At 49.0% G+C, this 15,373-nt stretch carries 14 protein-coding genes; 5 read left to right on the forward strand and 9 right to left on the reverse strand.

Annotated elements, in window-relative coordinates; genetic code table 11:
* Positions 1-56: 56 nt before the first annotated feature.
* The gene (locus tag KNP94_RS12095; RefSeq protein WP_215115727.1) at positions 57-692 is read left to right on the forward strand and encodes a peroxiredoxin-like family protein; all 636 of its coding nucleotides are present in this window, start codon (positions 57-59) and stop codon (positions 690-692) included.
* A 130-nt stretch (positions 693-822) separates the two neighbouring features.
* On the opposite strand, the gene KNP94_RS12100 is transcribed toward KNP94_RS12095, so the two are convergent.
* The 3 genes from KNP94_RS12100 to KNP94_RS12110 form a co-directional block, all read right to left on the reverse strand.
* Complete coding sequence (locus KNP94_RS12100; protein WP_088836038.1) at positions 823-2,157, reverse strand: sugar phosphate nucleotidyltransferase; 1,335 nt, start codon at positions 2,155-2,157, stop codon at positions 823-825.
* A 151-nt stretch (positions 2,158-2,308) separates the two neighbouring features.
* Positions 2,309-3,424: a glycosyltransferase family 4 protein gene (locus tag KNP94_RS12105; protein ID WP_088836039.1), complete on the reverse strand. Its 1,116-nt coding sequence runs from the start codon at positions 3,422-3,424 to the stop codon at positions 2,309-2,311.
* A 272-nt stretch (positions 3,425-3,696) separates the two neighbouring features.
* A complete protein-coding gene (locus KNP94_RS12110; RefSeq protein WP_215115728.1) occupies positions 3,697-5,220 on the reverse strand; it encodes a methyl-accepting chemotaxis protein in 1,524 nt (507 codons plus the stop codon).
* Between the two features lie 208 nt (positions 5,221-5,428).
* Between KNP94_RS12110 and ypfJ the strand changes: the two genes are divergently transcribed.
* Entirely contained in the window at positions 5,429-6,274 is an 846-nt protein-coding gene (ypfJ, locus tag KNP94_RS12115; RefSeq protein ID WP_214802752.1) for a KPN_02809 family neutral zinc metallopeptidase, read from the forward strand.
* Between the two features lie 51 nt (positions 6,275-6,325).
* Here ypfJ and KNP94_RS12120 read toward each other — a convergent pair whose 3' ends face one another.
* Both KNP94_RS12120 and KNP94_RS12125 read right to left on the reverse strand, forming a co-directional pair.
* Complete coding sequence (locus tag KNP94_RS12120; protein WP_215115729.1) at positions 6,326-6,709, reverse strand: nuclear transport factor 2 family protein; 384 nt, start codon at positions 6,707-6,709, stop codon at positions 6,326-6,328.
* 14 nt (positions 6,710-6,723) lie between these two features.
* Positions 6,724-7,206, reverse strand: a complete 483-nt coding sequence (locus tag KNP94_RS12125) for an Rrf2 family transcriptional regulator (protein WP_088836043.1) — start codon at positions 7,204-7,206, stop codon at positions 6,724-6,726.
* 211 nt (positions 7,207-7,417) lie between these two features.
* Here KNP94_RS12125 and cydD point away from each other — a divergent pair, with 211 nt between their 5' ends.
* Together cydD and cydC are read left to right on the forward strand one after the other, a co-directional pair.
* Positions 7,418-9,148, forward strand: coding sequence for a thiol reductant ABC exporter subunit CydD (gene cydD, locus KNP94_RS12130; RefSeq protein WP_215115730.1), 1,731 nt, complete (start codon positions 7,418-7,420; stop codon positions 9,146-9,148).
* Complete coding sequence (gene cydC / locus KNP94_RS12135; protein WP_215115731.1) at positions 9,145-10,860, forward strand: thiol reductant ABC exporter subunit CydC; 1,716 nt, start codon at positions 9,145-9,147, stop codon at positions 10,858-10,860. The genes cydD and cydC overlap by 4 nt, the downstream gene beginning before the upstream one ends.
* 59 nt (positions 10,861-10,919) lie before the next feature.
* Here cydC and KNP94_RS12140 read toward each other — a convergent pair whose 3' ends face one another.
* Entirely contained in the window at positions 10,920-11,423 is a 504-nt protein-coding gene (locus tag KNP94_RS12140) for a hypothetical protein (RefSeq protein ID WP_088836046.1), read from the reverse strand.
* 150 nt (positions 11,424-11,573) lie between these two features.
* On the opposite strand from KNP94_RS12140, the gene KNP94_RS12145 reads away from it, so the two are divergent.
* A complete protein-coding gene (locus tag KNP94_RS12145) occupies positions 11,574-12,221 on the forward strand; it encodes a cyclase (protein WP_215115732.1) in 648 nt (215 codons plus the stop codon).
* Between the two features lie 271 nt (positions 12,222-12,492).
* Here KNP94_RS12145 and kynB read toward each other — a convergent pair whose 3' ends face one another.
* Genes kynB through KNP94_RS12160 form a run of 3 tightly spaced genes read right to left on the reverse strand, consistent with a single transcriptional unit; the run spans position 12,493 to position 15,372 of the window.
* On the reverse strand, positions 12,493-13,116 hold the full coding sequence (kynB, locus tag KNP94_RS12150; RefSeq protein ID WP_214894105.1) for an arylformamidase: 624 nt from the start codon (positions 13,114-13,116) through the stop codon (positions 12,493-12,495).
* Positions 13,117-13,129: 13 nt separating this feature from the next.
* A complete protein-coding gene (gene kynA, locus KNP94_RS12155) occupies positions 13,130-13,969 on the reverse strand; it encodes a tryptophan 2,3-dioxygenase (RefSeq protein WP_215115733.1) in 840 nt (279 codons plus the stop codon).
* A 20-nt stretch (positions 13,970-13,989) separates the two neighbouring features.
* Positions 13,990-15,372, reverse strand: coding sequence for an amino acid permease (locus KNP94_RS12160; protein WP_214770570.1), 1,383 nt, complete (start codon positions 15,370-15,372; stop codon positions 13,990-13,992).
* Position 15,373: the final 1 nt, after the last annotated feature.

A 15,373-nucleotide genomic window follows, 5' to 3' on the forward strand; every position in this document is an offset into this window, starting at 1 on the left:
TCAGTCTTTTGTCAGACACCCTGTTATGCTATGAAAAACAACAGGGAGGGATTGTCATGTCTACATTATTAGAAGAAATTCAAGCGTATCAAGAACAGTTCCGTCAAAAAGCACCGGCTGAAAAGCAGAAGCTGATGACGCAAGCAACAGAAGAACTCGCAGCATCAAACGGAGCAAAAGGATTAGCTGTCGGTGACGAGGCGCCGCGCTTTACGTTACCGAACGCGGCAGGGACATCCGTCGCTTTAGCAGATTTACTTGAACAAGGTCCCGTCATCGTCACGTTTTATCGTGGCGGCTGGTGCCCGTACTGTAACTTAGAGCTCCGTGCGTACCAACGTGAACTGGCGAAGATTCAGGAAAAAGGAGCGACACTCGTCGCGATCAGTCCTGAGACACCGGATCATTCACTCTCGACACAAGAAAAAAATGACTTAGAGTTCGCCGTCCTCAGTGACGTCGATAATGTCGTCGCGGGTCAATTTGATCTCGTCTTCGAGATGCCGGACTATTTAGTTGAAGTGTACAAAGAATCAGGGCTGGACGTCGGCGGACATAACGGAAATGAAGACTGGCAGCTACCGAAACCAGCAACGTTCATCATTCAGCCGTCAGGTGAAATTTCGTTTGCTGACGTTCCGTCCGATTACACGAAACGTGTTGATCCGTTAACGATCATCTCAAAACTTTAAAATGTTATAAATGATCAACTCCTTTATTTTTCTATTCGTAAACAGCAGTCCTTCGTTCATAAGACGAAGGACTGCTGTTTGATGTATGCGACGGAATTATTTTAAAAAGAACTACAGTATAAAAAACGAATTAATCTTGAGTGGGAAATGAGGTTGGAAATGGATAGTTGTCTTCTTCTGTCCAATCGACGGAGTGTTTGATTTCAATCATAATTAAGTCATTTACCGTTCTTAATGTATGTGAGACGCCTTGGGGGATGTGGACAACCGATGGTGCTTCAAGCGTCTGATGTTTACCATCAATGATTGCTTCCGCTCTTCCTTTAAGAATGCTCCAGGTTGAGGCGGTATGTTCATGATAGTGATGACTGATTTGATGATTTTCTTTAATGTGCAAGCGTCGTGTAATTGCATATCGTCCATCTTCAAGTAATTGTTGATGCAAAATTGTCGCATAGCCCCAGCGTTTCCATTCAAATTGTGGAGGTCGGTCTTGGTGGACGAGATATTCTTTTAAATGGGTCGTTTCTTCTTTAGAAGAAACCAAGACACCGTCAGGACTAACGGAAACTATTAAATCATCCAATCCAATTCCGAGAACTGGAATTTGAAGTTCGTTTACAATATGTGTATTTGTTGATTTCAGAAGATGAGCATTTCCATGAAGAACACTCGGCATTTCCTCCGTTAACGTATTCCAGGTTCCGAGATCTTTCCACGGACCTTCATACCGATGTACGTAAATCAGTTCCGTTTTTTCAACAACCGCATAGTCAAAAGATGTTTTTTCAAGAGAGTCGTAAGAGCGGAGTAGATCACAGTAGGTGGTAGGAACGTTTTGAGCAAACAATTGTTTAATAAGAAAATCGAGTTGGCAAGCAAAGACACCGCAACTCCAAAGTGCATCTTCTTTAATTAATTGTTCAGCTAAGATGATTGTCGGCTTTTCTTGAAACTTCTTTACCCGTGCCATCTGATTGGCTGTTTCTGGAATAATGTAACCATACTTTGAGGTTGGATGAAGTGGTTCGACACCCATTAAATGCAACGCGTCAGGATGGGATTGGACAGCCGTATCGAGTAAACTAAACCTCTCGAAAAAGGACATATCTACATAAGAATCGACGGGCATGATGACAATTGTTTCTGTCGAATCAATGTTTTCAGCCAAGTAACTTGTTGCAAGCATGATGGCAGGAAACGTATCACGACGCGAAGGTTCACAAATAACGGCGACATCTGGACCTAATTGATGCTCGATAGCATCGAGCTGTGATTTTGTTGTTGAAATCAGAGTGCGTTCAGCTAACTTGATTTCTTGAAGTTGGAGAAAAACACGTTCAATCATGGACTGTTTTTTCCCGGACGGGTCTTCTAAAATGCGTAAAAATTGTTTTGAGTTTAAGTCATTTGAAAGGGGCCATAATCTTTTTCCGGACCCGCCAGACAATAATAAAATGTACATGCCAATCCATCCTTTCAATGAAACGGTTAACTGTATTTATGCAAATGAATAATAGTTCCTATTTCTTTGGACAATTGAGACATGTTCTGAGTTGAAAAGTGGAAAACACATAATTCACTTATAGACTAATGGTCTTTTAAGAAACCATTAGTCACCGAGTCAACGTTTTCTGTATCCATTCCCGAAAACGGGATCCGGTATAGTCCCAGTGGCGTGTTTTTGCGAAAAGGTAAGAGGCGTAACGAATCGTATCATACTGTTCTGTATCCCGAATGCATGATCGCATTTCAATGGCTAATGCGCCTGGAGTCTGGAACGTTGTCATATATCCAGCTAATCCATACTGTACAGCATCTTGAAGACCGGGAGCATGATAGACGATGGATGGCGTCCCGACAGCAGCAGCTTCACTGACTGCCAACCCCCAGCCTTCGCGCTTTGATGGAAATAATAAAGCGGTCGCCCGGCTCATTCGCTCAAGTTTCTCTTCATGACTGACGAAGCCGAAATAGGTAATATCTTGACGCATTTCTTCCGGAAGAAGAGGATTTAGTTGCTCTTCAATGTAGGTCTCATCTTTTTCACCAATCACCCAAAAACGGGCTTCCGGAAACTCCTGTTTGAATATGACGAACGCTTTAATCGCATCGTTGATTCCTTTATAGGCGGACATACGACCAATGTAAAGAAAAGTCGGTTTTTCTTCTTTATTTTTCCAGTCTATCTCTGGCCATGGGGTGAAATTGATTCCTGCCGGTAAAATCGTAATTCGTTTTGGAGCGAATCCGACATCGATTAAATCGTCAGTGGTCGATTTGCTGACAGTCACCGCCAAATCGTTCCGGTAGAGGCGGAGGCGGGGCGTTTCCGTCCGTTCTCCTAACCAGGCATACGGTTGGTTGACGTTGATCTTCCAAATTTCACGTGTTAGTCGATAAATGAATAGGGCACGTTTTTCTCGTGGTACATAAAGCGGAGTGAAAAAGTGATGGGTATTGACTTGATCGACAACGAGATCAATTGTCGATGCATGTATCTGGTAATAGTGAAAAGCATACAGAAGGACCGTTGCGTTTGTTCCGCGTCGGATATAGGTGACACCATCAAGAAATTCAACGTCGTGACCACCATCAAAGCCAGGTGAGATGTGGGTAAGGCGATAATCTTCGGCAACCCGTTTCAATACTTCGTGAATGAAAACTTCAGCACTGCCTGCTTTCGGATGTTTAATATCACGCCAAGACAAAAATAAGAGGTGTGGTTTCATTATCATGTCCTCCTATACGTGTAGTAGGTCCATTCAAAAAGAGGGTCTCGAAAGGGCGAGTAAGCTACCGCCTCGCTATTTAAAGGGAGGTGAGAGCTGACAACGTCATCTGAAGTCCATTTTCTCACCGCAAGACTCTGCAGTATAATATCAGGGATTTTTCTTTAATACTGTCAGTCTTAATTAGTTATTCGAGGTAGGGATCGCAGATTCCTAGAAGGGTTTCATTTAATTTTAAAAAGCAGGTCCCCGTTAACGAAGGGACCTGCTTTTTAGGATTTAACATGATTCGTTAATTTATCGACGAGTTGTTCGAGCGAATCGGTCATTTGATTGAGTGAATCGGTCATCGTTTCAAATTCGTGTTGGACACCAGCCTGTTCTTCGAGTCCTGCAGCTGTAAATTCGATCCCGCGCCGTACCTCGAGCGAGGCGACACGTGTCGTATCCATGCGTTCACCGATTTCAAGCATTTGCGTACCGACACCTTGGCGTGCTGTTTGAATCGAGCGAATATGCTGTTCGACATCTTGAATCATTCCTGTAATATCAGCGAAGGTCTGACCGACGCGTTTCGTCATCTGACGGTTTTCCGTCAACGTCTCGGCATACGCTCGGGCCGTTGCCTTGATTTGGTTTGTGTCTTCGACAAGAGCCTCTAACACTTCCGTCACTTCATTGGCATAGCTTCGTGACTGGACGGCGAGATGCCCGACTTCGGTCGCAACGACGGCGAAGCCGCGTCCCGCTTCACCGGCGCGCGCAGCTTCAATCGCTGCATTGAGTGCAAGTAAGTTCGTTTGCCCGGCAATTGCTTCAAGACTCGCGAGAATCGTCTGGATTTGATCGGAGCGTCCTGTCATCGTCTCGACGGAATCGTTTAAGCGGTTCGTCGCTTCGACCATTGCTTCGACCCGGCGTTCCATCGACTGCATCTCTTCATTTCCTTCACGTGCGGTGGCTGTCATGTGGACGGCTGTGTCTGCCGTCGTCGCCATCTGTGTTTGAATCGTCGCGATTGCTTGATTGACTTGCTGTAACTGATTCGTTCCATGTTGCATCGATTGATATTGACCGTCGGCAGAGTCGACGATCGGTTCGATGGCAGTAGCGATCTGATCTGTGACGACAACTGAGTTTGCAGCAGCTTGCTTCAAGTGTGTCGTATTCGTTTTTAAATGACCGACCAGTGCTTCGATTTGTTGACTGACGTTCGTGATTAACGTGTTTGCTTCCGTTTCCCTTGCGTGCGCCGCGTGACGTTCACGATTTTGAACGAATACTTGAATGATCAGGGCACTGCTCGTTAAAACTAAGAACACAGCATGAATCAGCAACAAACTAAACGGATACCCGGTCGTTCCGCACAGTAGCGTCGGTGCAAAAAAGAATCCGGCAAAGTGCTGAATCGCAAATAATACCGTGCTGATTAAAATTAAATCGATTCGCCGGAAATAGGCAATCAATGCCAGGACCATGAAAATCGAGAAGTGATATTCGACGAGACCCTCTCCACCGGCGATGATTGACATGCTTGCGAATGTCAGCGTCAGTGTCAAGAGGATGGCGACCTGTTTGCTTTGGGAATTAAGCCGGTACAGGATAACAGCTGCGAAGAGAAAAAAGACAGGAATCAGCGCGACGACCGTCAACGTAGCGAACGACGCGGCTGGTCCTTTTCCCTGTAAAAGGGAGTAGCCTTCTCCAAACGTTGTGAAGCGGTGGAGTCCATGGACGATTAAAGATAAAACGACGATAAGAGACGTGATGCTGAGCATGAGTTGATGACGTTTCATAAAATAAAATTCCTCCGATTTCTAGTTGAAACTAAAACAAAGACAAAGTTCTGTTTTTGTAGGGGTATCAAGACTATCGGTTGCACGCATGTGTTTGTTGACTGGAAAAAAAGTTAGCTGCACATCCATTATTTTTCTAAAAGAACGTGGCATGAATAAATGCCTGAACGGGTATATAAAAACATCGAAATTGGTAGGAGGAAGCCGCATGAAGTGGAAAGGAAGAGAACGAAGTTCAAACGTAGAAGACCGCCGGGGAATGGGCGGGAAAGGAATCGCTGGAGTCGGAGGTGGACTTGGCATCATCATCTTGATCGTCGTGACGTTGATGGGTGGGAATCCTGCTGATTTGCTGGGGGATTTATCCGGTTCAGAGAGCGGTACGAACTCAGGCTATCAAGAAACAGCGAAAGAAAAAGAAGCCGCCGATTTTGTCTCGGTCGTGCTCGCCGATACGGAACGTGTCTGGACGAAGGAGTTTAAACAAGACGGGATGACATACAAAGAACCGACACTTGTCCTTTATACCGACCAAGTCAGTTCAGCGTGTGGACAAGCCGGAAAATCGGTCGGTCCTTTTTATTGTCCGGGCGATCAGAAATTATACATTGATTTAAGTTTTTATGATGAATTACAAACTAAGTACGGGGCGCCTGGCGACTTTGCGATGGCTTACGTCATTGCCCATGAAGTCGGTCATCACGTCCAGACGTTACTCGGGACGTCAGATGAGATCATGCCGCTCCGTCAAAAGATGAGCGAAGAGAAATTCAATAAATACCTCGTCCGGTTCGAACTGCAGGCAGATTATTATGCCGGCGTGTGGGCACATCACGCGCAAGGGGAGAACTTGTTGGAAGAAGGCGACCTTGAAGAAGCGCTTGGTGCTGCAAATGCCGTCGGTGACGATACCCTTCAGAAAAAAGGTCAAGGATACGTCGTGCCGGAAAGCTTTACGCACGGGACATCGAAACAACGGAAAAGCTGGTTCCAAAAAGGTTTTGATAACGGAACGATTGAAGGCGGCGACACGTTCGAAGCAGCAAACTTATAAGCGGATGACTTCAAAAAGAGACCGTTCCGAGTGGGGAACGGTCTCTTTGGGTTAGTCGTTGTAATTGTTAAACATCTTCGCATCATCCGGCACATTGGCGAGGTAGACGATTTTTCCGTCTGCATCAAGGCGGGCGATATCCGTCCCGTCCTGCGTGAAGACCGCTCCGTCAGCCCGCTTGCCGCAGACGGCCCAGCGTGTCTCGAATGTATCGCCATCTGCTGACGGGAGCCAGGCTTCATACATGTGCTTGATGTCCTGGTTGGCAGTGAAGACCAGGCGGACGAATTTTTTCCAGGCGTCGATCCCGTGTTGTTCCTGTCCACTCAAGACGAACGTGATGTCGTCCGAAAAGAGTGAAATGAGGTCACTAAAAGCCTGTTCATCGGTCCGGGAAGCGTCAAATAACTCAAAGTAGCGGTCAAGTGTAGTCATGCGTAAGTCTCCTTTTAGTTGCGAATCATTTGTTGTTCAATCAAGGCTTGCAATGTCGTTAAGTGGTCAGGGGGACAGTTCCTGTCGATTTCCTGTCGGAGCGATCCAATCGTTTCACGTTTTAAGGTCGATTGCCAAGCATCTTCCGCTTCCGTCATCAAGTTAGATAAGAGGCGGACGTTCTGTTCTTTGATGCCCATCAAATCTTCAAAGACACCACTTGAAGCATAAAGGGATTGTTTTCCTTCGATGGCTTCGTAGACGTCAAAGATACGAATCCGATCGGAAGGTTGATTCAGTCGGAAACCGCCTTTGACCCCCGGGACAGACAGAAGGAGGTCGGCACTGACGAGTTTACGCAATAGTTTTTGAAAGTACGTCGGTGAAGCGCCGAGCTGCTGACTGATGAACTCACCGGGTAAAAGTCCTTTCTCCGGCAAAAAGGTCAGTAACAGCATCGCGTAGACGGATTGTTCGACTCCGGTTTTCATTTGCATGGTAATTCGCCCTTTCTGTATAACGTGGACAACTATTATCCATAATAGTGGGTGTTAGCAATTTTGTCGAGTAAAACGCTTCTCACAAAACCGTCACACCTTTGGAGCGGCATTCTCATGGCAACTAAACGAAGGATTCGGTATACTGAATGTACGATATGTGAAAATATTCACTAAAAGTCGTTCACAATTTGTGAAGGGGCGTTTTTATATGAATCCACTTAAAGGAATCATCTCGATTCCACGTACGATCATGTTGCAATTGATGCTGGCGGCTGTCCTGATGGGGATTGCGGTCATCGGTCAATCGTACTTGATCGTCATCATCGTCGACCGCATTTTTCTCCAAGGGGACGCCTTTGCGGCAATTGTTCCGCTACTCGGTATCTTACTGCTCATGCTGATGTTACGGGTCGCTGTTACGTATTGGAACGGGCGGCTCGGGACGGTTCTCGCGGCACGTGTCAAACAAGACATTCGCCAGGCGCTCGTCGCGAAGTATACGATGAGTTCCGTCGAAGTGATGTCGCAAGGACAGTCGGGACAAAAGGTCAGTGTGTTGCTTGACGCGGTCGATGAGATGGACAGCTATTACAGCCAATACTTGCCGAAAGTCATCCAGACGTCGATCGTTCCCTTGATGGTACTGATCGCAGCATTCAGTTATGACTGGATTACGGGACTCGTTATGATGATCACGGCACCATTCATTCCACTGTTCTACATCGTCATCGGAATCATGACGCAAAAACGTGCCGATACGCAGCTCGAGAAGATGACGGCGTTCTCCGGAACCTTTCTCGATACGCTGCAAGGCATCACGACGTTAAAGTTGTTTGGTCGCGCGAAAGCACAGCAGGACGTCATCGAACGGAGCAGTCTCGACTTCCGTGATGCGACCTTGACCGTGCTGAAGCTTGCCTTCTTGTCGTCGTTGATGCTGGAGTTCATCTCGATGCTCAGCATGGGGATGATTGCCCTTGAGGTCAGTCTCCGGTTGATTCTCTTCCAAAGCATCACCTTTGTTCCAGCCTTCTTGATGCTCGTGCTTGCACCGGAGTATTATTTGGCCTTAAAAGAGATGGGGGCTGCGTTCCATACCGGACGGGGCAGTGTTGCGGCGGCGAAACAGATTGCGTCTGAACTGACGCAAGACGATCGGGGCGTAACGTTCGGAACGGTTGAATTAAAGTCCGCGACACCACCGCGGATTGAATTAAAAAATGTGGACTTTACGTATCAGGACGAGCGGTTTGCACTGACCGACGTCACGCTGCGCATCGAACCGTACCAAAAAGTCGCCTTGATCGGACGAAGTGGTGCCGGGAAGTCGACCGTCCTGCAGTTACTCGCGGGACTGGCCGATCCAAAGAACGGCGAAGTGCTCCTGAATGGTCAGCCACGCGCACAAATCACGGAAACGAGCTGGTTTGAACAGCTCAGCTATATCTCGCAGCATCCTTACCTGTATGCGGGGACACTCGCCGACAACATCGCCATTGGTGAATTACGGGAGGCGACGCGGACAGACATCGAGCGTGCGGCAGCTGCCGCAGGACTCGGGGAACTGATTGCGAGTTTACCGGACGGGCTCGACACCGGAATCGGTGAAGGGGGGCGCGGTCTATCGGGTGGCGAAAAACAACGGGTCGCACTCGCCCGTGCCTTCTTAAAACGACCGAACGTCATCCTGTTCGATGAACCGACGACGGGACTCGACGTCAAGACGGAACACCTGTTACAGCAGGCAATCCAGGAACTCGGACGGACGGCGACCGTCATCACGGTCGCACACCGTCTGCATACGATCGAACAGTCGGACAACATCGTCATTTTAGAGGCCGGCCGGATCGTCGACCAAGGCATACATGAGGCGTTACTCGCACGGGATTCGGAATACGCACGGATGCGTGCCGTCCAACGAGGGGAGGAAACACGATGAAGGAATTGATGGGTATTTTTCGATTGATGCTGCACCAGAAACGGGATATCGTCCTCTCGATTGTCTTTGGTGTTCTTGCCGGCGTCACGGCGGTGGGTCTGTTTGCAGCAAGCGGCTTCCTGATTTCGAAGGCGGCACTGTTGCCACCGATTCAAACACTCGCTGTACTGATTGCCTTGCAAAAAATATCAAGCCTGACGCGTGCCGTCAGTCGGTATGCGGAGCGTTATTACTCGCACCGGGCAACGTTTACGATTTTGAGTGATTTACGGACGACGTTTTACAAACGGCTCGAACCGCTTGCGCCGGGAATCTTCGCGAAGTACCGGAGCGGTGACTTACTCGCGCGAATCGTCGGCGATGTCGAGAGTCTGCAGAACACGTTTTTACGTGTCGTCTATCCGCCGATCATTCTCGTCCTCGTCTTTCTGTGTACGATCTTTTTTGTCAGCTTCTTCTCACTCAGCGTCGCGCTCGTCCTCGTGTTCGGACTGTTATTGACGGGATTCATCATCCCGGGCTGGTTCGCTTACCGGGAACAGCGTTTCGCGCGGACCGTTCGCGCGCGGCGCGGGGAACTCTCGACGGAAGTGACAGAGTTGTTCCAAGGCTACCGTGACTTAAAAATCTATCAGCAACTCGCGAACAAAGAGATGGAACTGAACGAAGTCGCAGCTCGTTATGTCGCAGAAGAACGGCGAAACGGACTACATGCCGTCTCGAACCTGGCGCTCAATACACTGGTGACGTTAGTCATCTCGTGGCTCGTCCTCGGACTGGGTGCCTACCTCGTCGCGGACGGTCAACTCGACGGTGTCTTCCTTGCATTGCTCGTCATGACATCACTGACGGTATTCGAAAATGCGGCACCGATGGCGATTTTACCTGGCTTCTTCGAAGATAGCCGCCATGCCGCACGGCGGCTCGATGATGTCGTGACGGACGAAGTCATGCCGACATATCCTCCATTTGAACTGGACACTGCCCCGACGCTTACGGCAACGGACGTCACGTTTTCATTTCCGGGTGAAGTCCGGCCCGTCCTCCGTGACGTCAGCGTGACGTTCCCTCGTGGCTCGAAGACGGCGATCGTCGGTGCGAGCGGCTCCGGAAAATCGACCTTACTCCAACTGTTGCTCCGAATGTATCCAGCAGACGGAATCACGATTGCTGGTGTCCGTGGAGAAGAAATCAATCCGGAAGCCTTGTGGCGACAAACGAATGTCGTCCTGCAACAGAATCATTTCTTTTACGGAACGATTCGTGAAAACTTGCAACTCGCACATGAGGAAGCGACGGATGAAGCGATGGAATTGGCGTTGCGGCAGGTTGATTTGACGTTTAGTCTGGCTGACAAGGTGCTCGAGAAAGGAGAAAATCTATCGGGAGGCGAAAAACAACGCCTCGCGATTGCCCGGATTTTCTTACGCGAAGCACCGCTTTACTTGCTGGATGAACCGACATCGTCCGTCGATGCCTTGACGGAACAGATGATTTTACGTCAACTGTTCGCACGTGCGACAGACGCAACCGTGCTACTCGTCAGCCATCGTCTCGCAGGCCTTGAACAGATGGATCAAATCGTCGTCATGGAACAGGGACAAGTCATCGAAGTCGGAACATATGATGAGTTGATGAACCGACAAGGTGCCTTCTACGCATTAAAACAAGTCGAACAATCCGTCTTTACGCCGGATCAAATCGCACGTTAAACAAACAGGGTCCACTTGTGCCACGAACGGCGCCAGCGGATCCTGTTTTTTCGTGTGGTTTAACGGGGTACGTTGAGCCACCAGTGATGGAGGAGCAGGAACGAGCTACTAACGAGGAGGATGGCACAAGTGAAGATGAAAAAAGTCGTACTATTGAAAGTCTGATCATTCATATGGATGTCGAAGACGGATGTGATGGAACGAATGTATTCTAAATCACGTGTCGCTCCTTCGCGATGCATCAAATGATCAATCAAGTCAGCTCGGTACGTCCGGTAGTGATGGATTTGATAGATTGAACCGAACAGCACGGAACTCCCGCTGAGCAGCAGCAAAATCGTCAATCCGGGTGGACGGACTTGAAGACGGTGCAGGAAACGGATGACGGAACGGACGCTGGTGACGAATAAGAAGATTAACAGCATTGCCAATAAAATGGCCGGATTGCCGTTACCGGAACTGACTTCAGGTGAAACGGACATCGCATGACCGAAACCAAAAAGACCGGCTTCGACGCACAGGAGACCGACAGCAATCACCCCATCATTTCGTTTTGAATCCATTCTGCACCTCCAGAGGATATGTGATGGATTCAGTGTACAAAAGAATCGTCAGTGCCAGGTGACCGTTTTCCTACAGAATGGAAATGGAATTTTAATGGACCTTATAATGTATCGATGGTAAAGTAAGGAAAATTAAAAAGGGGGAGTTCAATGGATATCCGTCACGAAACAATCGCGGTCGGGGAGCAGCTGGTTTCATATACGCATTATTATTCCGAGTCATCACAGGTCTGTTTTTTGTTGTCAGGTGCAAGTTATGTCTACAACCATCCATACTTTTACTATAGTCGAATGATGTTGCTGAATCATGATGTCAATATCATTGAGATTCACTATATGTCGGACGACATCTATGCGTTGCCGGACGAGGAAGCGGACGACGAAATCCTTCGCCGGATCGAGGCCGTCATCGCGAAAGTCTTACAAGAAAAAACCTATCTGACGCACCAGTTCATCGCGAAATCCCTTGGAACGGGTCCGCTCGTTACGTTAATGCAACGACCGGTTTTTTCGGAAGCGACAGTCATTTTACTGACGCCGCTTTTGACCGTACCTTTCATCGCGGAAGGAATTGCGGCAAGCCGGCAACGGGGATTACTCGTCATCGGTGATACGGACCGTTTTTATGAAACGTCGGCACTCGAACGGTGCCGGGCCAGTCACTTAACGGTTGAGCTGATTCCTGGAGCGAATCATTCGTTAGATATCGGTTTTCAAGTCGATCAGTCGCTTGCGACGGTTGCGCATGTGACGAAACGGATTGAAGAAACACTCTTTCCCGTGACGGTAATTCGTTGAACGGTGTTGTCTATCGTTTCTAGGCGAAGTGAGTGACTGACAAACGTGTCTTCCTTCTCGTGCTTTCCTCGGGCGAGGCGCAAGCCGTTGCTACCTCGTTGCTACCTGGTTCTAACGAACCAAGTAGCAGGGTCTTGCCTGCCTCTGACAGCGCAAAAATCGTGCGCTTTTCCCCGTAGGAGTCACGAAAAGTGAAACGTTTGTCCGAAAGTTACTTCATTACAGTCAAAAAAGAACGTCCTCGAAAAAACGAGAACGTTCTTTTTTCTGTTCAATACGGACGTAATAACGCACGGACCGGACTGCCGTCACCATCGACGAGCGGGAGCGGGACCGCGTTCAGGTGATAGTCCCCAGGTGCAATTTTATCGAGGACAAGTCCTTCTAAAATATGCACACCATGTGTCGCAAGTGCATGGTGGGCAGCCATTTCCTTACTGTCGATCGCATCAACGGACGGAAGATCGAGACCGATCAGCTCGACGCCAAGAGCACCGAGTCGCTCGGCGAGACTGGGCGTCAGGACGGGAATCGACTCAGGGAAAACCGATTTATCGACCCAGCCGTCCGTCTTGATGATGAGACGGCGGACATCGGTCAAATCGAATCCGTCGAGGTCACTTGCGACGAGTTCTGTCCGACCGGGTAAGTAGATAACCCGTGCATGACCAATATATAGATCGGGGTCGAGTTCGATGACTTTTTTGCCTGCATCGTCAAAGTGGAACGGCGCATCGATATGTGTGCCGGTATGTAAGCTCATCGTGACCTTACCGACGTTGACGGATCCTGTGTCAGCCTTACTCCAACTGATCGTATAGTCGAACTTCGTATCTCCCGGCCATGTCGTCACGGACGAGGACAGCGGTTGTGAAACATCAATCCAGCGGTTCATCAGGAATTCCCCCTCATAATTTTGTACGGACGGACCAGAGTTCCGGGAAGAACCGGTGGTCAAGGACACGCCGGAGATAACTGACGCCGGACGAGCCGCCCGTACCCGGTTTTTGTCCGATGATCCGTTCGACCGTACTCATGTGATTAAAGCGCCACATTTGTTGTTGGCTGCCGATATCGAGTAACTTCTCACCGAGTTCGTACAGGTCCCAGTATTGTGCGACGTCACGGTAAATTTCCCCCCAGGCTGCTTCGACACTGGCATCAGCTTCCCAGTCCTGTGTGACATCGCGTTCAAGGATTGCAGAATCAATCGCGAGACCGCGTCGTGCCATCGCGCGGACGGTCTCATCGTAGATGCTGGGTGTTTTTAAATCAGTGTTCAGCTGGGCGAATAATTCTGTTTCATGTTCGTAAACACGCAGCATCTGCGCGTTTTTAAAGCCGAGTGCAAATTCGATTTGCCGGTTTTGATAGGACTGGAAACCGGACGAGTGCCCGAGGGAATCCCGGAACTCGAGGTACTCTGCCGGTGTCAACGTCGAGAGGACGGACCAGGACTGAATCAATTGTTGCTGAATCTTTGAGACACGGGCGAGCATCTTGAATGAACGTTCAAGCTGATCGTCCGCAATTGCCTTTGTCGCAGCCGTCATCTCATGCAAAATCAACTTCATCCAAAGCTCGCTTGTCTGGTGGATGATGATGAACAGCATTTCATCATGATGATCCGATAAGCGGTGTTGGCTGCTGAGTAGTGGATCAAGCTGTAAATAATCCCCATACGACATTTCTTTCTTGAAATCCGTTTGAATCGTTGATTCGATTCCATTGTGACCGGTCTGTTCCATTCCAATCGATCCCCTTTACGTTAAAGTGATTGTGAACGTTTCTGTTGATCTGCTTGCGGTGGATGATTTCGTTTCCAAAACGCGTAGGCAATCGTCAAGAAAATCAACCATGGGATTCCGAACTTCAGGACAATTTGGAAGTCCGTGAACCATGTCGTGATGACGAGCGCGACTAACAAGATGGCGCCGAGTGCCGTCAAATACGGATACCCCATCATCCGGACAGGTAGTTTCCGCCCGCCGTCCCGTTCCCAGGCTTTGCGGAAGTAGAGGTGGGAAATGAAAATCATGAACCATGTGAAAATCGCGCCGAACATCGAAATCCCCATCATGAACGGGTAGGAGACGCTCGATTGGCTGCTGATGACGGCAGCTAAGAAGATACCGAGTGTCGAGATTCCGAGTGCGAACAGCGGAACACCTTTTGCGTTCAGACGACTGAAAATCCGCGGGGCGTAGGTCGCTTTCGAGAGCGAGTACATCATCCGCGTCGAGGCGTACAGTTGACTGTTCATCGCTGACAAGGCTGCTGTCAGGATGATGAAGTTCATGATGCCGCCTGCATACGGAATCGACAGGAGCTCCATCACTTTGACGAACGGACTTTGGTCAATCCCGCCGGCCTGTTGCCACGGGACAATCATCAACATGACGGCGATCGTCAGGACATAAAACGTCGAGAGACGGAAGACCGTCGCTTTTAATGCTTTCGGCACGGCAACGTCCGGGTCCTTTGCTTCACCCGCCGTGACCGCGATTAATTCTGTTCCGATAAAACTAAAGAGCGAGATAAAGACGGCGACCCACAGACCGGAAATTCCGAACGGCATGAATCCGCCATCATTCGTGAAGTTTTGCGGGCCGATTTCCGGTGCCGGACTACCGATGATCAAGTACGCACCAAGAACGATGAACATGAGAATGGCACTGATTTTGATGACGGAGAACCAGTATTCAAACGTCGCAAACGTATGGACCGTCGTAGCATTGATATAAATGAGTGCACCGGCAAACAATAAAATCCATAAGTAACCGGGAACGTCCGGGAACCAATATTTCATGTAAATTGCAATCGCACTGACCTCGACCCCGATGGCGAGAACGTTCGCGACCCAGTACGAATAGCGGACGAGAAAGCCGGCGTAGGGACTGATATAGCGTTCGGCAATTGTTCCAAACGCACCGGAAGTCGGATGGGCGACCGTCATTTCGGCGAGGCAGCCCATCAGTAATAAGACGATGAAGGCGCCGATCGCATAACTGATCAGCACGCTTGGTCCGGCGAGACTGATCGCGAGACCGCTTCCGAGAAATAGTCCCGTCCCGATGGCAGACCCCATCGCTATCATCGTCAGTTGACGTGTTTTTAAGTCACGTCGTAGTTCAGTAGGGTGTTCTTTCATG

This window comes from Exiguobacterium sp. s80, from assembly GCF_018618725.1.
GTDB lineage: Bacteria > Bacillota > Bacilli > Exiguobacteriales > Exiguobacteriaceae > Exiguobacterium_A > Exiguobacterium_A oxidotolerans.

Coding starts and splice junctions, on each gene's coding strand:
- KNP94_RS12145 (WP_215115732.1), top strand. CDS start 11,574: ATGGATATCCGTCACGAAACAATCGCGGTCGGGGAGCAGCTGGTTTCA.
- cydC (WP_215115731.1), top strand. CDS start 9,145: ATGAAGGAATTGATGGGTATTTTTCGATTGATGCTGCACCAGAAACGG.
- KNP94_RS12160 (WP_214770570.1), bottom strand. CDS start 15,372: ATGAAAGAACACCCTACTGAACTACGACGTGACTTAAAAACACGTCAA.
- KNP94_RS12125 (WP_088836043.1), bottom strand. CDS start 7,206: ATGCAAATGAAAACCGGAGTCGAACAATCCGTCTACGCGATGCTGTTA.
- KNP94_RS12100 (WP_088836038.1), bottom strand. CDS start 2,157: ATGTACATTTTATTATTGTCTGGCGGGTCCGGAAAAAGATTATGGCCC.
- kynA (WP_215115733.1), bottom strand. CDS start 13,969: ATGGAACAGACCGGTCACAATGGAATCGAATCAACGATTCAAACGGAT.
- KNP94_RS12120 (WP_215115729.1), bottom strand. CDS start 6,709: ATGACTACACTTGACCGCTACTTTGAGTTATTTGACGCTTCCCGGACC.
- kynB (WP_214894105.1), bottom strand. CDS start 13,116: ATGAACCGCTGGATTGATGTTTCACAACCGCTGTCCTCGTCCGTGACG.
- cydD (WP_215115730.1), top strand. CDS start 7,418: ATGAATCCACTTAAAGGAATCATCTCGATTCCACGTACGATCATGTTG.
- KNP94_RS12140 (WP_088836046.1), bottom strand. CDS start 11,423: ATGGATTCAAAACGAAATGATGGGGTGATTGCTGTCGGTCTCCTGTGC.
- KNP94_RS12095 (WP_215115727.1), top strand. CDS start 57: ATGTCTACATTATTAGAAGAAATTCAAGCGTATCAAGAACAGTTCCGT.
- KNP94_RS12110 (WP_215115728.1), bottom strand. CDS start 5,220: ATGAAACGTCATCAACTCATGCTCAGCATCACGTCTCTTATCGTCGTT.
- ypfJ (WP_214802752.1), top strand. CDS start 5,429: ATGAAGTGGAAAGGAAGAGAACGAAGTTCAAACGTAGAAGACCGCCGG.
- KNP94_RS12105 (WP_088836039.1), bottom strand. CDS start 3,424: ATGAAACCACACCTCTTATTTTTGTCTTGGCGTGATATTAAACATCCG.